The 19,269-nt window shown below is 54.1% G+C and carries 18 protein-coding genes; 13 read left to right on the top strand and 5 right to left on the bottom strand.

The window, feature by feature from the left end:
- Window positions 1-4: 4 nt before the first annotated feature.
- The 3 genes from MIH19_RS21640 to MIH19_RS21650 form a co-directional block, all read right to left on the bottom strand.
- Window positions 5-2,821 (bottom strand): FAD-binding and (Fe-S)-binding domain-containing protein, encoded by a 2,817-nt coding sequence (locus MIH19_RS21640; RefSeq protein WP_249006818.1) that lies wholly within the window; start codon window positions 2,819-2,821, stop codon window positions 5-7.
- Window positions 2,822-2,862: 41 nt separating this feature from the next.
- Window positions 2,863-4,017, bottom strand: a complete 1,155-nt coding sequence (gene lldD, locus MIH19_RS21645; RefSeq protein WP_249006819.1) for an FMN-dependent L-lactate dehydrogenase LldD — start codon at window positions 4,015-4,017, stop codon at window positions 2,863-2,865.
- Window positions 4,018-4,161: 144 nt separating this feature from the next.
- Entirely contained in the window at window positions 4,162-5,856 is a 1,695-nt protein-coding gene (locus MIH19_RS21650; protein ID WP_249006820.1) for an L-lactate permease, read from the bottom strand.
- A gap of 206 nt (window positions 5,857-6,062) precedes the next feature.
- On the opposite strand from MIH19_RS21650, the gene MIH19_RS21655 reads away from it, so the two are divergent.
- From MIH19_RS21655 to MIH19_RS21715, 13 genes are all read left to right on the top strand, one after another.
- Window positions 6,063-6,854, top strand: coding sequence for a GntR family transcriptional regulator (locus MIH19_RS21655; RefSeq protein ID WP_249006821.1), 792 nt, complete (start codon window positions 6,063-6,065; stop codon window positions 6,852-6,854).
- 167 nt (window positions 6,855-7,021) lie between these two features.
- Window positions 7,022-7,822: an SDR family NAD(P)-dependent oxidoreductase gene (locus MIH19_RS21660; RefSeq protein ID WP_249006822.1), complete on the top strand. Its 801-nt coding sequence runs from the start codon at window positions 7,022-7,024 to the stop codon at window positions 7,820-7,822.
- Between the two features lie 13 nt (window positions 7,823-7,835).
- On the top strand, window positions 7,836-9,035 hold the full coding sequence (locus MIH19_RS21665) for an acyl-CoA dehydrogenase family protein (RefSeq protein ID WP_249006823.1): 1,200 nt from the start codon (window positions 7,836-7,838) through the stop codon (window positions 9,033-9,035).
- Between the two features lie 4 nt (window positions 9,036-9,039).
- The gene (locus tag MIH19_RS21670) at window positions 9,040-10,065 is read left to right on the top strand and encodes a phosphotransferase family protein (protein ID WP_249006824.1); all 1,026 of its coding nucleotides are present in this window, start codon (window positions 9,040-9,042) and stop codon (window positions 10,063-10,065) included.
- Entirely contained in the window at window positions 10,062-10,427 is a 366-nt protein-coding gene (locus tag MIH19_RS21675; RefSeq protein WP_249006825.1) for a DUF6285 domain-containing protein, read from the top strand. The genes MIH19_RS21670 and MIH19_RS21675 overlap by 4 nt, the downstream gene beginning before the upstream one ends.
- 3 nt (window positions 10,428-10,430) lie before the next feature.
- The gene (locus tag MIH19_RS21680; RefSeq protein WP_249006826.1) at window positions 10,431-12,044 is read left to right on the top strand and encodes an AMP-binding protein; all 1,614 of its coding nucleotides are present in this window, start codon (window positions 10,431-10,433) and stop codon (window positions 12,042-12,044) included.
- Between the two features lie 91 nt (window positions 12,045-12,135).
- Window positions 12,136-13,359: an ABC transporter substrate-binding protein gene (locus MIH19_RS21685; RefSeq protein ID WP_249006827.1), complete on the top strand. Its 1,224-nt coding sequence runs from the start codon at window positions 12,136-12,138 to the stop codon at window positions 13,357-13,359.
- Window positions 13,360-13,437: 78 nt separating this feature from the next.
- Window positions 13,438-14,307, top strand: coding sequence for a branched-chain amino acid ABC transporter permease (locus MIH19_RS21690; RefSeq protein ID WP_249006828.1), 870 nt, complete (start codon window positions 13,438-13,440; stop codon window positions 14,305-14,307).
- Window positions 14,304-15,251, top strand: coding sequence for a branched-chain amino acid ABC transporter permease (locus MIH19_RS21695; protein WP_249006829.1), 948 nt, complete (start codon window positions 14,304-14,306; stop codon window positions 15,249-15,251). The genes MIH19_RS21690 and MIH19_RS21695 overlap by 4 nt, the downstream gene beginning before the upstream one ends.
- The gene (locus tag MIH19_RS21700; protein ID WP_249006830.1) at window positions 15,248-16,030 is read left to right on the top strand and encodes an ABC transporter ATP-binding protein; all 783 of its coding nucleotides are present in this window, start codon (window positions 15,248-15,250) and stop codon (window positions 16,028-16,030) included. The genes MIH19_RS21695 and MIH19_RS21700 overlap by 4 nt, the downstream gene beginning before the upstream one ends.
- On the top strand, window positions 16,027-16,731 hold the full coding sequence (locus tag MIH19_RS21705; RefSeq protein WP_249006831.1) for an ABC transporter ATP-binding protein: 705 nt from the start codon (window positions 16,027-16,029) through the stop codon (window positions 16,729-16,731). Before MIH19_RS21700 ends, MIH19_RS21705 begins: the two co-directional genes overlap by 4 nt.
- Before the next feature lie 32 nt (window positions 16,732-16,763).
- Complete coding sequence (locus tag MIH19_RS21710; protein ID WP_249006832.1) at window positions 16,764-17,456, top strand: TetR/AcrR family transcriptional regulator; 693 nt, start codon at window positions 16,764-16,766, stop codon at window positions 17,454-17,456.
- Window positions 17,457-17,598: 142 nt separating this feature from the next.
- Window positions 17,599-17,841 carry an RNA-binding protein gene (locus MIH19_RS21715; RefSeq protein ID WP_249006833.1) on the top strand — a complete coding sequence of 81 codons (243 nt, stop codon included), beginning with the start codon at window positions 17,599-17,601 and terminating at the stop codon, window positions 17,839-17,841.
- Window positions 17,842-17,850: 9 nt separating this feature from the next.
- Here MIH19_RS21715 and MIH19_RS21720 read toward each other — a convergent pair whose 3' ends face one another.
- A complete protein-coding gene (locus MIH19_RS21720; RefSeq protein ID WP_249006834.1) occupies window positions 17,851-18,849 on the bottom strand; it encodes an LLM class flavin-dependent oxidoreductase in 999 nt (332 codons plus the stop codon).
- Between the two features lie 110 nt (window positions 18,850-18,959).
- On the bottom strand, window positions 18,960-19,247 hold the full coding sequence (locus MIH19_RS21725; protein ID WP_249006835.1) for a YkgJ family cysteine cluster protein: 288 nt from the start codon (window positions 19,245-19,247) through the stop codon (window positions 18,960-18,962).
- Between the last annotated feature and the right edge of the window lie 22 nt (window positions 19,248-19,269).

Below are 19,269 nucleotides of genomic sequence, written 5' to 3' on the forward strand. Positions count from 1 at the left end.
TTTTTCAGCCTTGGGCTTGGGCTGGCCGGGTTACCCGGTCTACCAGATACACCAGGCTGTGATAATCGACACCACTGTGACTGCTTAAACCAATTTCACAAGTACGGCTAGTCGATACGCCCTCGGTGCAATGCTGTACCACCGGCTGCAGGGTGCGCAAGGCGTGGTCATTCAGTTCCGGCGTGGTGAAGCCCTTGTCGCCGGCAAAGCCGCAGCAGTGAATATCTTCGGGCACCACAACGTTGGTACTGCATTTACGGGCGATATCAATCAGTGCCTGCCCTTCCCCCAGATGCTGGGCGCTGCAGGTAACGTGTACCGCCACCGATTCGCTCTGCGGCGTAAACGCGAGCCGATCGAACAGATGGCTGCGAATAAACCGCACCGGATCGTAAATATCCAGGCCGTGGTTCTGTTGTTGCAGCAATCGCAGGGTGCAGGGGCTGGTGTCGCAGTAGATCGGGTCGCGGCCGTCGCGGCTGGCACGTTTTACCGCCGCCAGCATTTCGCTGCGCTTACGATCCGCCTGCTGTGGATAACCTTTGGACGCAAACGGCTGGCCGCAGCACAGCGAATCCATGCCTTCCGGGAAAACGACCTCGTAGCCGGCCTTCTCCAACAGCTGCCGGGTTTTTCCCAGCAGCGGCGCCTGTTCGCTGTCAGAACGCGCCGGGCCCATGGCGTGGGACACGCACGCCGGCAAGTACACCACCCGCGGTTTTTCAGTAGCTACCGATGGCTTCGCATGTTCAACCCAGCGCACCGGTTGCGGCATGGCTGGGCTCCAGGACGGAACACGACCACCGCTGAGTTTCTTACTGGCTTCAGTCCAGCGCTGCAGGCGGGGGGCGCCTAACAAACGGTTGGCGGTGTCGGCCGCTGTCAGCATCAGCCGGGTGCCTTTTAGGGCGGTAGCAAAGTGTGCGGCCAGCCAATCAGCGCGGCTATTGTGATGCGCCTTGTCGGCGCGCAGCTCGCGTACCAGATCCCCGGTGTTGATGCCCACGGGGCAACGCTGGGCGCAAAGACCCGTGGCGGCACAGGTGTCTATTCCCTGATATTGATAGGCTTCTTCCAGCTCGCGGGTATCTATACCCGCGCGCTTTTTGGCCTGAATGTCACGCCAGATTACAATGCGCTGACGTGGGCTCAGGCTCAGGCCCTTAGACGGACACACCGGCTCGCAGAAGCCGCATTCAATGCACTTGTCGATAATCTCGTTAGCCGCCGGCAGCGGTTTGAAGTTCTTCAAATGGATGCCGGGGTCTTCCGACAGCACCACATCCGGATTCAGAATGCCCTGTGGGTCCAGCAGGCGCTTTATTTTCCACATCAGCTGGTAGGCATCTGTGCCCCACTCCAGCTCCACAAACGGCGCCATGTTGCGACCCGTGCCGTGCTCGGCTTTCAAGGAACCACCGAATTCCACCGCTACGAGTTGTGCCACATCACCCATAAAGGCCGCATAACGCGCTACCTGGGCTGGGTCGTCAAAGCTCTGGGTGAACACAAAGTGCAGGTTGCCTTCCAAAGCGTGGCCGAACAGGATGGCTTCGTGGTAGCTGTGTTTTTCGAACAGCTTGATCAGGCGGTTCACGCCTTCCGCCAGCTGCGGAATAGGAAAGGTCACGTCTTCAATGATCACCGTGGTACCGGTGGGACGAACCGCGCCAACGGCCGGAAATGTGCCTTTGCGGATGGCCCACAGCTGGCCGGACAAGGTGGCGTCTTCGGTGAAATCTACCTGTTGTTCCACGTGGAACGGCGCCAGCACCCCGCGAACCTGCTCGATCTGTTCGTGCAGCAGCGACTGGCTGGCCGCACGGGTTTCAATCAGTAAGGCACAGGCATGGTCTGAAAGAGCTTTTACCCAGGCCGGCAGGCCGGGTTGGTCTTCCACCGATCGTATACTGCGCCGGTCGAGTAATTCCACCGCATCCACCGGCTGCTGTTTCAGCAAGGGCACGGCGCGGCAGCAGTCTTCAACATTGGCGAACACCACCAGAGTGGTGGCTTTGTGCGGGTATTCGGGCACGGTGTTGTAAGTGACTGAACTGATGAAGCCCAGGGTGCCTTCGGAGCCCACCATCAGGTGGGTCAGAATATCCAACGGGTCGTCAAAATCCACCAGCGCATTCAGCGACAGGCCGGTGGTGTTTTTCATCCGATATTTGTGACGGATTCGCTCCGCCAGCGGGCTGTTGGCGCGGGTATCCCGGCCCAGCTGCGCCAGCTGTTCCAACAGTTCGCTGTGGCTGCTGCTGAAGGCGGCTACACTGGCGGGGTCTTCGCTGTCTAACACTTGGCCGTCTGCCAGCACCAGGCGCATGGCGTTCAAGGTTTTATAGCTGTTTTGCGCGGTGCCGCAACACATGCCGCTGGCGTTGTTCGCCACAATTCCGCCAATTTTGCAGGCGTTAATAGACGCCGGATCTGGCCCAATTTTGCGCCCCAGGGGTGCCAGCGCGGCGTTAGCTTGGGCGCCAATCACACCCGATTGCAGGCGAATACGGGCACCGTTGTCCAGAATATCCCGACGGTTCCAGCCGTCGCCCAGCACAATCAGCAACGAGTCGCTGATTGCCTGGCCCGACAAACTGGTACCGGCCGCCCGAAAGGTAACCGGTACTCGGTGCGTGCCCGCCAATTGCAGCAGCGCGACAACCTCGTGCTCGGCATTCACCCGCACCACCAACTTGGGAATCAGGCGGTAGAAGCTGGCGTCGGTACCGAAGGCCAGGGTTGACAGCGCGTCGTCAAAACGTCGCTTCAACGGAATCAGCTGGTTCACGGCACTGAGGAAATCGGTGGGCAAGCTCATAGTATCTCCAGGGGCACTCGTCTGTGGCTGCTGATACGTCGTTATTGAGCGGCCTTCTTTAATTCACGAACCAGTAATTCCGGGCTGATGTCGGCAATGGTTCGCGCGCCCGTTAACACCATGGCTACGCGCATTTCGCTTTCAATCAGTTTCAGCAGATTCGTCACACCCGCTTCGCCATCCGCCGCCAGTGCATAAATGTAGGCGCGCCCGATCATTGTGCAGTCGGCGCCCAGGGCCAACATGCGCAACACATCCAGACCGGTGCGGATGCCTGAATCTACCAGTATTTTCATGTCACCTTTCACTGCGTCCGCAATGGCAGGCAAGGCGCGGCAAGTAGAAGGCACACCATCGAGCTGACGGCCACCGTGGTTCGATACAATGATGCCATCGGCGCCAAAGCTGCGGGCATCACGGGCGTCGTCGGGGTCTAATATGCCTTTGATGACCATCGGGCCATCCCAGAACTCGCGTATCCACTCTAGGTCTTTCCAGCAAATGGACGGGTCAAAATTATTGCCGAGCCAGCCAATGTAGTCGCCAAGGCCGGTGGCGCTGCCGCGGTAAGCAGAAATGTTGCCCAAGTCATGGGGCTTGCCCAGCACGCCTACATCCAGCGCCCAGCGTGGATGGGTTATTGCTTGTAATATGCGACGTGGCGCCGCGTAGGGCCCACTCATGCCGGAGTGGGCATCGCGGTAGCGGGCGCCAGGCACTGGCATGTCTACAGTGAACACCAGGGTGGTTACGCCCGCCGCTTTGGCTCGCTCCAGCGCGTTGCGCATAAAACCACGGTCTTTCAAAACGTACAGCTGAAACCACATAGGCCGGCTGATGACGGGGGCCACTTCTTCAATCGGGCACACCGACACGGTCGACATGGTAAACGGCACGCCCCGATTAGCAGCGGCGCGGGCGGCCTGCACTTCACCGCGACGGGCGAACATGCCGGTCAAACCTACCGGCGACAGAGCTACCGGCATTGACAGGGTTTCGTCAAACAGCTCGGTGGTCAGGTCTAGCTGGGTCATGTCATTCAGTACCCGCTGGCGCAGGGCGATGTCTGACAGGTCTTCAACGTTGCGTTTAAGCGTGTGTTCGTTGTATGAGCCGCCATCGATGTAATGAAACAAAAAAGGTGGAAGCCGGCGTTTGGCGGCAGCGCGGTAATCGGTAGAAGCAGAAATGATCATCAGGCGTGTCCTGTTTGGGTTGCAGGCTATGCGCCCCGCAAACGCGGGGGCGCCTTCAAAGCAGTGTCACTGAGCTTTCAGCCCATCGATTAAAGAGCCATTAGCAGTTAGAAAGCCCTCAGCCGATTAAAGAGCCTTCAGCAGTTAAAGAGCCATTAGCGGATCTGAAAAGTCCATCACATAGGCCGCAATCAGAGCAATTATGCCGGTCATCAGCACGTAATACAGCGTTGGCCATATCGTGCGGCGCAGAGTTGCACCTTCGCGGCCAAGCAGCCCAACAGTAGCCGATGCCGCCACCACGTTGTGAATGGCCACCATATTGCCTGCCGCGGCACCAATCGCCTGAATCGACACCATTAACGCGGTAGACAAGCCAAGATTGGTAGCAACACCAAACTGAAACTGGCTAAACATCATATTCGAAACCGTGTTGGAACCCGCCAGAAACGCACCCAGAGCACCAATGCTTGGCGCAAACAGCGGGTAAATACCGCCTACGGTGTCGGCCACATAGCGGGCTAACAGAATCGGCATGCTAGGTAGATCCGCGGCGTTAACGCCAGAGTTGATCAGAATACGCACCATAGGCACGGTGAACAGCAGCACAAAACCCGCACTGAGCAACACACCGCTGGATTCTTTTACCGCACGACTCAGCTCTTTAACCTGCATCCGATGCAAGAAGAAAGTCGCCAGCACCACCATCACCAGAATACCACCCGGCAAGTAAAGCGGCTGAACGCCCGCGCTAATATCGGCTTCGCCCAGCATACTATTGAAGTTGACCGCTACCGACTTGAACAGCGCGGTTACCTCCGGGAATACCCGGCTAACCACCAGCAATACAGCCACCAAAAGATACGGGCTCCAAGCGCGGAAGCTGCTCATAGGCCTTGCGGTAAGCTCGTCTAATTTCATTTCGATACTGCCCAGCCACTCTTGTGGCCAATCTTTACGGTCGGCGAAGTCCCAGGTGGTTTTTGGCACCAGAAAGCCCTTGCGCGCCGCGGTCGTAACGATTGCAAGACCCACCAGCCCGCCCAACAGCGACGGAAATTCAGGCCCCAGGAAAATACCGGTCAACACGTAAGGTATGGTGACCGACAATCCGGCGAACAGGGCGAAAGGCAGCACTTCGAACACCGCGCGCCAGCTTCTGTCTTTGCCAAAAAAGCGCACCAGCATAATCACCATAATAAAAGGCATAAACGTGCCGACGATCGCATGGATAGAGGCGACCTGAGTGGTGATCAGCTGCAGGTAAGCGTCCCAGCTGGAACCATTAGCCGCCAACTGCGCACCAATAGTGGCGGTATCAAGCCCGGTATTTATTCCGACAATAATGGGTGTGCCCACAGCACCAAACGATACCGGCGTGCTTTGTACTAACATGCCCATCAATACCGCAGCCATGGCCGGGAAGCCGACGGCTACTAGCAAAGGCGCAGCAATGGCTGCCGGTGTCCCGAAGCCCGATGCACCTTCAATAAAACAGCCGAACAACCAGGCAATGATAATGGCCTGAATTCGACGGTCAGGGCTGATGGTGGTAAAGCCGGCGCGAATAACCATGATCGCGCCGGAGTGCTTGAGGGTATTGAGCAGTAAGATAGCGCCGAAAATAATCCACAACAGCCCCACCGTCACAACCAAACCCTGAAGGCTCGAAGCCAACACACGGTTGAAAGACATGTCCCAGGCGACCAAGGCAATACCAACACTGGCCAAATACACCAGCGGCATAGCGCGGCTCGCTGGCCAGCGCAGGCCAATCAGCAAAATGCCGGCCAGCAGAATGGGAACAAAGGCAAAAAAGGCGAATAAACCCGTCGACATAAGAGAGCTCCTATATTTATTATTGGCTAGATCTCTTACAATTGGTAATACCAATTTACAATCCAGTGTTCTCAGGTTAAAAAAACATCAGGGGCAGTGTCAAACTATATTTTATAGACATTAGTATACGTAGTCGTACGAGGGTATTGATAGAGACGGCGATATCTTGCTAAATTTGGCAATTGGTCTTACCAACGGTGTCAAAAATGCAAATGCCATACATTCGCCAGCGCCGGCTGTCTGACACAATTATGGATCAGCTGGAAAGCATGATTCTGGAAGGTGCCTTGAAACCCGGCGAACGGCTGCCAGCAGAGCGGGCTCTGGCCGAGCAGTTTGGCGTTTCACGTCCATCACTGCGGGAAGCTGTACAGAAACTGGTGGCCAAAGGGCTGCTGATCAGCCGTCAGGGCGGTGGAAATTACGTCACCGACAAACTGGGGTCCAGTTTTAGTGACCCGTTGCTGGCGCTGCTGGAAAGCCACCCGGAAGCCCATCAGGATTTGCTGGAGTTCCGCCACACCCTGGAAGCAGATTGTGCCTACTACGCCGCTTTGCGTGCCACCGAAGTAGATCGCCAACACTTGCAGGCAGCCTTTGATGAGCTTCAGGCCTGTTACAGCAACAGCCCCCTCACCCAGGAAGCTCGGTCTAAAGAAGGCGTTACCGACGCGCGCTTTCACATGGCCATTGCCGAGGCCAGCCACAATATGGTGCTACTGCACACCATGCGCGGCCTGTTTGACCTGCTCAAACGCAACGTGGTGACGAACATTGGCGGCATGTACGAGCTGCGCGGCGAAACACGCGAGCGCCTGGTGAACCAGCACCGCGAGCTGTTTCAGGCCATTATGGAAGCACGGCCAGACGACGCCCGGCGCAGCGCCGGCGAACACATCAGCTACGTGCAGGAAGTATTGGCGAACAATCGCGAAGCGGAAATGCGCACGGCGCGCGCGGAGCGCTATCGGTTTCTGGAAAATTTTGACAAACACTAGTTGCCACCCGAAACACGGCAGACCCTAAGATTTTCAACTGTTTCGGGACTTCACGATAGGTAATATTCCAGCATTCATCGAACCACTCTGGCACGAAATTTTTTTCGCTTACTTTCTTGAATAAATCGAGCGCTCGGTTTATATTTTTTGAGCAGAGGGTTCAAAAAATGAATAATTCTAATAAAAAAATTTCTGATAACACGAACTGGCCTTTGTGTACTGATGGCAAGATCGCGCTTATCACGGGCGCTGCAGGCGGGTTAGGACAAAGCTTCACCCGCTGTTTGCTTGATACCGGCGCTACCGTCATCGTTAGCGGTCGACGTTGTGAAGCTCTTAAACGCCTCAAATCAGAATTTCCAGATCATTCCGATCGAATTCATATTGTCCCAATGGATGTTAGTGATGAACTCAGCGTCACACAGGCCTTCGATGTTATGGCGGCCAAAGTTGGCATTCCTGATGTGGTCGTGGCTAATGCTGGTGTGGCCATCAGCAAAAAAGCTCTGAACTGCACAGGTGGCGACTGGGATAGCGTTATTGATACGAACCTCAAAGGCTGCTGGCTAGTTGCCACGGAGGCGGCCCGCCGCTTGTCCAGCGAGGACAGGCGCGGAAGCATCATAATGATTTCCTCCATTCTCGGGCATCGTGCGGCGGGCAATGTTGCACCTTATGCTGTTGCTAAAGCAGGGGTTGAGCAGTTGACTCGCGTTCTGGCCCTGGAGTGGGCGCGCTATGGTATTCGGGTCAACGCGTTAGCACCTGGTTATATAGAGACTGACCTGAATCGAGATTTCTTTGCCACTGAGCCGGGCGAGAAGATGATTAATCGCATTCCGCAGCGGCGTCTTGGGCAGCCAAACGATCTGTGTGGCCCGTTGCTGCTTCTGGCATCGGAGCTTTCTGACTACATGACCGGCAGCACCCTCGTGGTGGATGGCGGTCATCTGCAATCTTCACTATAACGAGGTTCTTCCTGTGGATTTCAATCTCAACGCTAAGAACGAGTCTTATCGAGCGCGGATAAGAGACTTTGTGGAACAGCATCTGTTGCCGCTGGAAAGTAATCCAGATGCCTACGATGAACACGAAAACATTGCGCTTGAGCATCTGGAAATCATGCGCACCAAGGCAAAGCAGGAAGGTCTGTGGTGCTTACAAATTCCTGAGCACCTTGGTGGAAAAGGGCTTGATATCTCGGGCATGGCTGCTTGTTATGAAGAAATGAACCGCTCGATTTTTGGCCCCGTGGTGTTCAATTCTGCGGCACCCGATGATGGCAACATGATGGTATTGGCGAAGGTGGCTACTGAGGCGCAACAGGAGCGTTGGCTAAAGCCCATTGTGGAGGGAACGGTGCGATCCGCATTTGCGATGACGGAGCCACCTCCCGGCTGCGGCTCAGACCCCGGCATGATGCAGACAAGTGCGAAGCGTGTGGGTGAAAAATGGGTTATCCACGGGCATAAACACTATATTACCGGCGCTGCCGCAGCCTCTCATTTCATCCTGATTGCTCGAACCTCAGACGATACCAGAAAGGGTTTAACCGCCTTCATGTTCCACAAGGATGATCCCGGGTGGGAGATTGTTCGGCGCATTCCTATCATGGGCCCGGAAGAACATGGTGGGCACTGCGAAATCCGGTTCGATGGCTTGGAAATTCCAGATGAGAACCGCCTGATGGAAGTCGGCGATGGCTTGAAGCTTACCCAGATTCGACTGGGCACTGCACGCCTTACACACTGTATGCGTTGGCTTGGTTTGGCGCGGCGCTCCCTCGAAATCGCCACGGAATATGTCAATACGCGTGAGTCCTTCGGTCAGACACTGGGTCAGCGCGAAGGTGTGCAATGGCTTTTGGGCGAGGCTGCTATGGACATCCAAGTCGGTCGACTACTAACCATGCACGCTGCCTGGAAGCTGGACCAAGGTGACTTTGCCAGAAAAGAAGTCTCTATGGCCAAAGTAGCGGTCGCCGACACTCTACACAAGGCTGTAGATACCGCCATTCAATTGTGTGGTGCGAGGGGCTACTCCAAAGACACGCCGCTGGAATGGATTTATCGCTATGCGCGTCAAGCGCGTCTGGTTGATGGCGCATCCGAGATTCATAAAATGGTGTTCTCAAAAACATTGTTGGCTGAGCGCGCTGATTTCTGGCGCTGGGGCGTGTAAACCTATGTCTGAGCTTGCGGAGGTTTTTAGCCAGTTTGTTGTTCACCAATCTGGTGCTCGGAGCGCCAAAGTGATTGCGTTTAATAAGCTCTCCGGAGGTGCCATTCAAGACAACTTTGGATTGACTCTGGAAATTGAAGGTGGAGTGCAATCAGGTCTTCAGGAATTTGTGGTGCGACAAGACGCCCCTTCAGGCATTGCAGAAAGCTTGTCCAGACCCGAGGAATTTCGGGTGCTGGAAGCCGCGTTTGAAGCGGGGGTTACTGTCCCGAAACCTCTTTGGCTTTGCGAGGATCTTGATGTCAGCGGGCAGCTTTTTTACGTCATGACCCGGGCGGACGGGAGCGCATCACCACGCCAATTGGTTAAGTCAGATTTTACGGGTGAGCAGCGCCGTATGATTGTGCGGCGGCTGGGTGCAGAGCTTGCAAAATTACATACAGTGCGACCACCCATGCGTTCACTGGACTTTCTGACAGTGCCTGATCAAGGCGATGCAGCGCTGAGCCGTGTATCGACTTACCGGCGGCACCTCCAGGAAATTGCAGAACCGCACCCTGTTCTGGAGTGGGCGCTAAACTGGCTGGAAGACAACACGCCGGAACCGGGTCCAACTGTGCTGTGTCACTGCGATTTTCGAACCGGAAACTACATGATGGCTGATGCAAAGCTGACAGCTATCCTGGACTGGGAGTTCGCCGCCTGGAGTGACCCAGCGGAGGACCTTGGTTGGTTTTGCAGCCGAAGTTGGCGGTTTGGTGCGAATGAGCGGGAAGCAGGTGGAGTCGGTGAGAAGGCGGATTTTCTGAGCGGCTACCGCGAGGCTGGGGGCACTGATATTGATCCGGCAGCCGTTAGCTATTGGGAAGTGATGGCGCTCATGCGCTGGGCCATCATCGCGCTTCAACAGGCGCGCCGGCACATCTCCGGCGAACAACGCTCGTTAGAGTTGGCGCTGACAGGTCGAATGGTCGCTCAGATGGAGTTTGATTTGTTGACTCAGATTCAGGAACTGGAGGACAACCAGTGATTAATCAACCGGACAACCATGACCTATTGATAGAAGCTCGCCAGGTGCTGCTGAACTCACTCACACCAGAGCTCACTGGCGCGCGAAAATACGAAGCGTTAATGATTGCTAACGCCATGAGTATGGCAATACGCGAGCTTGGGCAAAGTGAGCAGGCCAAGGTGGAGGAGGCAGACCAGGCTGTTAGCGCATTTTTAGCGGCTCGATCTCAACCGAATCCTAATATTGAAGGCGAAATATCTCTCGCCGAGGCGATTCGCGAGCGCCGGCTGGATGGCAGAGAACCGGCCCTGCGTGACGTTCTACGAACTTTAACGGAGGCTCGTTTGGGAATAAATAGCCCGGGCTACCTGAAGCGGTGACACATGAATAAGTACGAAAAATTCGATAGGACACTCGCTAGTTTTTCAGCACTGACACCACTTACGCTGCTACAGCGCTCAGCAACCGTGTATCCGGATAAACAGGCCGTAATCGATATCGACCTGGTTCTTTCCTATCGTGAGCTATACCGGCGTTGCTGCCAGATGGGCGATGCGCTGAGGCGCAAAGGTGTTAACCCCGGAGACACGGTCGCCATCTTAAGCCCGAACAGCCACGAGATGCTTGAGTCCCACTACTCCGTGCCGATGGCAGGTGCCGTCATCAACACGATTAATATTCGCCTGGATGCCGCAACGCTCTCCTTTATTTTAGGGCATGGTGAGGCGCGTGTGCTGTTCTATGACACAGATTGGGAGAATGTGGTTCGCGCAGCGGTCTCGGGGCTGGAAGTGCCGCCACTTCTGATTTCGATCGAGAGTAAGGCGGGCGTTAGCGACGGGCTTGCACAGCAGGATTATGAAAGCTTTCTGATAGAGGGGGACGCGGAAGCCACTTGGCAACGTCCTAATGACGAGTGGGATGCTATTGCTCTGAACTATACATCGGGCACGACGGGCAACCCGAAAGGCGTCATTTACCACCACCGAGGTGCCTTTCTGGCCGCGATGACCAACTCCCTGGTGTTTGAAATGACGCCTGAGACGGTCTACTTGTGGACTCTTCCGATGTTCCATTGCAATGGTTGGGCCTACACTTGGGCGATAACGGCAGTGGGCGGAACCCATGTGTGTCTTAGGGATGTGGACCCGATGAACATTTATCGCCATATCGAGACTTACGGAGTGACTCATATGTGCGGAGCGCCGGTGGTAATGAATATGTTGCTGCAAGAGCTCGGGCGAGAAAAGCTGAAGCTGTCCCGTTCGACCCAGTTCGCTTTGGGTGGTGCAGCACCCCCGAGCAGGGTGATTCAAAAAGCGGAAGAGATCGGTTTTCAGATTACCCACCTCTACGGTTTGACCGAGACATTTGGTCCGTCTGCATTGTGCGTGCCTCAGCCCGAGTGGCAGGCCCTTTCGCTGGAACAAAGAGCATTGAAAATGTCCCGTCAGGGCGTTTCCACACATGGGTTGGATGAGGTCGCGGTTCTCGACGTTGTTAGTGGCGAATCCGTGCCTGCCGATGGCAAAACCATGGGTGAGATCTGTATTCGGGGAAACACCGTGATGAAGGGCTACCTAAAAAACCCGGAAGCCACAGCCAATGCTTTTAGTAATGGATGGTTTCACACGGGCGACCTGGCGGTCATGCACCCTGACCACTACGTTGAGATTCGGGACCGAGCCAAGGATGTCATTATTTCTGGCGGAGAGAACATCTCCAGCCTTGAAGTGGAGGAGGTGCTTTACCGGCACCCGCAGGTTTCCGAGGCTGCTGTAGTGGCAATAGCCGATGAAAAGTGGGGGGAGGTACCCTGTGCTTTTGTCAGCCTGATTGACGACAGTGAAGAGATAACATCAGCAGACATTATAGCGTTTTGTAGAGAGCACATGCCGCATTTCAAGGCGCCCAGGAAGGTAGTGTTTGGTGAGTTGCCGAAAACCGCTACAGGGAAGGTCCGCAAAAATATTCTCCGGGATTCTCTGGTCCCGTAATAGGTCTGACCGCGGTCAGAAGGAGGTTGCGATAGCAACTAGAACGTTTTTTAGCCATTAAAAATAAAGACAATAACGAAGGGGCATTACAATGATAAAAACATGTGCAAAAAAAATCTTGGTTGCAATAACCGCAGCCGCTGCGATGGGTGCCGCAAGCACCAGTTACGCGGAGGAGCCAGTTCGCATAGGGGGAATCTACATTCTCTCTGGCAGCGCTGCGACCTACGGTGAGTTTGCCCAGAAGGGAATCAACCTCGCGGTCGATGAAATCAACGCCTCTGGTGGAATTCTGGGCCGTCAAGTCGAGATGGTCTATGAAGATAGCCAGGGTAAAGCGTCGGTGGCCATACAAGCCGCCCGCAAATTAGTGTACTCGGAAGGTGTTGACGCCTTGGTAGGGCTTGATAGTTCCGGTGTCGCCCAAGGCATGGTGCCGACAATGCCTGAGTTGCAGAAACCACTCATTATTACCCACGCAGCCACCCCCGACGTAACCGGAAAGCTGTGTAATGCGTTCACCTACCGTATCAGCGTAAACGTTGCCCAGAACATGAAGGCCGCTGCTCTGGTGGCTGCGAAACTTGATGCCACTAACTGGACGACTATCGGCCCGGACTATGCTTTCGGTCACCAGTCCTGGGAGTTTTTCGGAAACTACCTGAAAGAGCTCAAACCTGATGTCAACCTGATGTCTGAGACCAATTTCCCGCGTTTTGGAGCTGAAGATTTTACTCCGTTCATTGATCGGGTCATGGACTCGGATGCCGACGGTGTTCTTATCTCTGTCTGGGGTGGCGATCTGGTCAACTTCGTTCGTCAGGCCAACAATCGCGGATTCTTTGAAAAAGACTACGAACTGCTGTTTACCGTCGGTGCAGCGACCGAAGTGTTATCGGCTCTTGGCGAAGAGATGCCGGAAGGCGTGCACCTTTCTACCCGGTACTGGTACGACGCTTATGATAACGACGTCAATGCCCACTTTGTTAAGGCGTATATCGATGCCTACGGCGTCCCGCCCAGCTATAACGCTGAAGGTGCCTATGCAGCTATTTATGCCTATAAAAAAGCAATGGAAGCAGCGGGCACTACTGATGGCCCTGCGGTTGCAAAAGCACTTAGTGGAATGAGCATGGAAGCTCCGAACGGCACGATTACGTTCCGCAAAGGCGATAACCAGGCAATGGTCAGTCCGAACTGGGGTATTTCAGGCCCAATGAATTCTAAGTACGATATCCGCACACTGACTGATCTGCAGATCTTTGACGGCGAAGATGTGGCTCGCTCTATCGAAGAGACCGGTTGCAATCTCTGACTTAGAGATTGCCTGAACGATTGCCGCGGCGCCCATGGGGTGCGTCACGGCACCGGCCCTAACGAAACGAGGTAATCCATGTCTGGCATCGGATCGGCGTTGCTGAATAGTCTTGATATCGGGCTTCTGCTGTTCATTATCGCAGTAGGACTGAATATCGTGTTTGGTGTTCTGAACATCATCAACTTTGCTCACGGAGCGCTCTACATGCTGGGGGCGTACCTGGCATTTACCCTGATCAACATAGTAGGAATGCCGTTCTGGGCAGCGTTGCTCTTGGCTCCGCTTGGCGTGGCTATATTGGCGGTCCTCATTGACCGGTTTTTATTACGGTATATTTATTCCAGGGATATAGGAGACAGCTTGTTACTCACTTTCGCGCTTCTGTTAATCATTAACGAGAGCGTGCGACTGATCTGGGGCAGTGGAATTCAGGTCGTTCAGCCACCGCAGCTGTTGGCCGGGTCGATAGATATTATCGGTAGCTCCATACCGACATACAGCCTGTTTGTGATTGTTATGGGTCTGGTGCTACTGGCTGGCCTCTGGTTCCTGTTTAACCGGACCCGGATCGGTCGAATCATGCGTGCTGCCGCGCTGGATCGCGATATGGCAGAGGTCTTGTGTATCAATACCCGGCTAGTGGTGACGGGGGTGTTTGCCTTTGGCGCCTGGCTTGCGGCTGTCGGCGGTGTGATTGCCGCACCGATGCGTGCACTGGATCCCGGCATGGGCGACAAGATTATTATCGAATCCTTTATTGTGGTGGTCATCGGTGGTCTTGGGAGCTTTCCAGGCGCCTTGCTCGGGGCCATTATTCTCGGGCTGATCCATGGCTTTGGTGGTCGTTATTTTCCTGAGGTAAACATGCTTTTGCCATTTTTGGGAATGGCGCTGGTTCTGTTGTTCAAACCTAATGGCATTATGGGCAAAGGGGCAGCGGCATGAAGATCAAGATTTTATGGGCCTTGCTGACTTTGGTGATTGCGGGGCTGATTGCGGTGCCTTGGATTGCCTCTTACTTTTATACTTTCATTTTCACCGAAATTCTTATTCTAGGCTTGTTCGCAGCCAGTTTTAATCTGATTTTTGGCTATACAGGAATGCTGAGTTTTGGGCATGCGGCTTTCTTCGGCATCGGCTCCTACGCTATGGCATTGGTGCTAATACATCTGGAGTGGCCGTTTGTTTTCAGCCTGCTGGTATCCATGGGTGCCTCCGCGCTATTAGCCTTAGTCATTGGTTTTTTCTGTGTCCGGCTGAATGAAGTGTATTTCGCCATGTTGACTCTGGCCTTTGGCATGATGGTTTTTGCTATTGCATACCAGTGGCGCTCAGTCACCAATGGCAGTGACGGGCTGACTGGATTTTCTCTGGGCTCATTCGGGCTCGGGCTTGATCTGACTCTGGGGAATCCAGCTGTCTATTACCACGTGGTGCTAGCCATTGTTGTTATTGCCTCGGCGGTACTGTACCTAATTTGTCGAAGTTCATTCGGTATGATCCTGAGAGCTATTCGCCAGAATCCCGAGCGGGTGTCATTTGCCGGCCTGAATGTGCGCACTTATCGGTTGGTGGCCTTCGTGATTGCAGGCTCTTTTGCGGGCTTGGCAGGTGGTCTAATGGCTCCGTTTCTTCGAGTCGCAAGCCCTGAATTGCTGCATTGGTCGATGTCTGCAGAGCCAATACTGATGGCTATCCTGGGTGGCACAGGCTACTTCTTAGGACCGTTCGTTGGCTCGGCGGTGTTTGTACTGCTGGAAACCTGGATCACCAGCTTTACAGAGTCCTGGATGCTTGTTCTCGGTATTATCCTCGCCCTGATGGTTATTTTCTTCCGCAAGGGCTTATTGGGCACCGTCCTTGACTGGTGGATGGAGATAAAAAAATGACTAATCCAATTCTCACCATATCTAATCTTACCAAACGTTTTGGTGGAAATGCTGCGGTCTTGGGCATCAATCTGGACGTCATGCCGAAGGAGACCATGGCTATCATCGGCCCCAACGGCGCTGGCAAGACGACGTTTTACAACATGGTTTCTGGCCGGATGCAGCCCTCTGAGGGCAATATCACGCTTGATGGTAAAGACATCACCGGCCTGCCACCCCATAAAATTAGCAGATTGGGAATTTCACGCTCTTTCCAGATTAACAACATTTTTCCTGAGATGACGGTTCAAGAGAACGTTGAAGTGGTGTTGTCGGCTTTTCATGGCCACAGTCGCAAGCTGTTTAATATTGCGTCTCGTAACACCGGTATTCAGCAGGAAGCGGTAGAGCTCCTCAAGCGCCTGGGTGTCGATAGCCTCAAGGATCAACGCGCCGAGGTCATCAGTTATGGCGACAAGCGTCTGTTAGAAATAGCGATGGTTCTGGCGACGCGTCCAAAATTGGTTCTGCTGGACGAGCCAACGGCAGGAATGACGCCGGAGGAAACCCGGCGAACCACAAGACTGATCAAAAGTCTGGCAAACAGTGGCGACTACACGTTCCTCATCACCGAGCACGATATGGATGTGGTCTTCGATGTAGCGGATCGCATTCTCGTCATGCACCGTGGTGAAAAATTGTTTGCAGGCACTCCAGCGGAAGTGAAGAGCCATCCTGAGGTTCGGCGTGCCTACTTGGGTGAAGAAGAAGACGAAGTGACCGAGGAGACCGGCGCATGATTCTTGATGTTCGCAATATTCAGACGTTCTATGGCGAAAGCCAAGCGCTTCAAGGCGTTACTCTTCAACTGGAAGAGGGTGAGACGGTTTGTCTACTCGGCCGGAACGGAGCCGGAAAGAGTACAACACTGAAAAGTATTATTGGCTTAACACCTCCGCGATCTGGTGAGGTGATCTTTAACGGCAAGCGAATTCAGGGTTTGCCGCCGCACCGAATTGCCCGTTCAGGCATTGGTTATGTGCCGGAGGATCGCCGGATTTTTCCCAGCCTGAGCGTCCGGGACAACCTCGAAGTGGCCGCTTATCAACGCAAGGGGGTTGCCGCCCACTGGACCGTGGATAATATCCTCAAGAAATACGAAATGTTGGGAGAGCGAGAAGATCAAGACGGAGCTACTTTGTCTGGCGGACAGCAGCAAATGCTGGCGGTAGCTCGTTCGTTGATGACTCAGCCAAGGCTGCTATTGCTGGATGAACCCAATGAGGGGCTGGCCCCGGTTATTGTGCAGCAGATCGGGGAGTTGATTGACGATCTTAGTCAGACCACGACCATACTATTCACTGACCAGAGTGTTCGATTCGCACTGAAACATGCCCGGAGAGCCTACATTCTGGAAAAGGGGCAGGTTGTCCATCAGGCCACCAGTGACGAACTGCGAGCTGACCAGGCCACTCAGGAAAGGTTCTTGTCGGTCGCGTAATCTGGCTTGGAATAATCGCTGCAGGAGCGGATATGATTAAAAATTATGAAGCGTTTCACGGCGAATTGAGCCTGTCGAAAGAGGATGTGATCCGTGATGTTTACCGTCAAAACAAAGACCGCATAAGCATTAAAAAGGAGGCAACTGCGGTCAAAAACCTGACACGAATTATTGAGTCAACCCTTCGACTGGCCAATTCCAAGGGTTTTCATGCGATGACATTGAGAGATTTGTGCGCCGATTCAGGGATGAGCATGGGCGGGCTGTACGCCTACATTAGCAACAAAGCCGACCTGATTCATTTGATTCAAAGCCACGGTTTTATTATCACGCGCCGGACTCTTCTTCATTACACAAGCCAGGTCGAGGATATACGCGATCGATTGTTTGCCGCCATCAAGGCCCATCTATATCTGACCGAACAAATGCGGGCCTGGTTCTATTTTTCCTACATGGAAGCAAAGAGTCTACCGGCTCCAGAAAAGCGTGACGCTGTTGCGATCGAACTTGAAATTGAAGAGATCTTTCTGGATTTGATTGAAGATGGCATCAAAGCAAAGATATACGAAGCAAAAAACGCACGCTTAGTTTCCCTAATGACAAAAGCCTTGCTGCAAGATTGGTATTTGAAGCGCCGAAAATATCGTGATCAAGGCGTTGGCGTCGACGACTACGCTGTATTTGTCCGGGATGTGATTGAAAGCTATTTGCTCTGGAAACGCTGAGTCTTCCGCGTAAGCACGCTTACATCAACGGAAAAAAGACTCCCTAAAAACGCAAAGTTAACTGCGGCGCTTGTTCTTATCCAGCCATGCTGAAACAATCGCGGGAATAACTTTCTATCACCCCCTATCACTGTGGCCTACCATGCAACTATTAGTTCGTAATCTCGCCCGCACCACCACCGAACAGGAAATCCGCGAGCTGTTTGAGGCACACGGCACCGTAACCGAATGCACTCTGGTTCTGGATAAAGAAACCGGCAAATCAAAAGGATTTGGTTTCGTTGAGATGCCCGATGCAAAACAGGCGAAACTGGCCAAGGCAAAGTTGAACGAGACCCGTCTGGGCACCAACAAAATACGAGTAAAAACGGCTCAGGAAAAATAATCGTCCCGGCTAATTCTTGAGTGCAGCCAGAATCTCAAACGAACGCAAGCGGTCTTGCTGTTTGTAAAGATCGCAGGTGAAAAGAAGCTCGTCCGCCTGGGTGTGCTGCAAAAGCGTTTGCAGATTCTGTTTGACGGTGTCGCCACTGCCAATCATCGCCAGGCCCAGAAAATCTCGCACGGTTTGCTCTTCCTGAGGGCTCCACAGGCCATCCATACTCGACACTGGCGGGCGCATCTTCAGGCTCTGGCCACGAATTAACGACAGTATGCGCTGATAGGTGGTGGTGGCTAAAAACTCGGCCTGCTCATCAGTGTCTGCAGCAACCAAGGGCACTCCCAGCATCACATAAGGCTTGTCCAGCAATTCCGACGGCTGAAACTGGCTGCGGTATATTTCTATAGCCTGCATCATCATGCGCGGCGCAAAGTGCGACGCAAAGGCGTAAGGCAAACCCTTTTTTGCCGCCAGTTGTGCGCTGAACAAGCTGGAACCCAATAACCAAAGCGGCACGTTACTGTCCACTCCCGGCATAGCCACAACTTTTTGACCGGGTTGGCGCGGGCCCAAAAATGCCTGCAGCTCTTCTACGTCCGCAGGAAAGTCATCCACACTTCCGCTCAGGTGTTTGCGCAAAGCGCGGGATGTGAGCGGGTCAGTGCCCGGCGCACGGCCTAAACCCAGGTCAATTCGGCCCGGGTAAAGCGCTTCCAACGTGCCGAACTGTTCGGCGATCACGATGGGCGCGTGGTTTGGCAGCATCACGCCCCCTGCCCCCACGCGAATTGTCTGCGTGCCCGCCGCCAGATAACCCACCACAACCGCGGTGGCGGAGCTAACAATGGCGTCCATATTGTGGTGTTCGGCCACCCAGTAACGGTTGAAGCCTAACTGTTCCACGTGTTTGGCCAGCGTCAGTGAGCGCTGCAAAGCCGGCGTTGCGCCTTCATCGTTGTCTTTTGTGGAAGCTAAATCCAGTACTGAAAACGCCACTTCATTTATGTTCATTGCCAATCACCCTTTCATTTCGTGCCGTCGCGATTTGAATAGCTCGCGTAATAGTAGCTAGTTATGATAATAACACACCCGCACAGGCAATAAGGCTTACAGACGGGACACTAAGGAACGGCACGCTCGACTATGCACTCGTAGCCGCCCATTTCGAATTCGCGGCAGATGAACGGGCGCTTCTGATAAATTGAGCAAGACAGGGTGTTGCGATCCAGTGCGGCGCACCAACCGTCGTCTAGTCGGGCCATGGTGCGGCTGCCCCACTGGTCCGTTGCAATGAAGCGCTCTGGCACGCCGGTCTCTGTAATCAGCATGACTTCCAGGCGGCAACAGCAGGCCTGACAGCTTGAGCAGCTGATGGTGCTGTCTGGCAGATTCTCTGCTTCAATCCTCATTGGGATGGGCCATTGTATTCTC

Origin of the sequence: Marinobacter sp. M1C (assembly GCF_023314135.1) — a bacterium.
Classification (GTDB): domain Bacteria; phylum Pseudomonadota; class Gammaproteobacteria; order Pseudomonadales; family Oleiphilaceae; genus Marinobacter.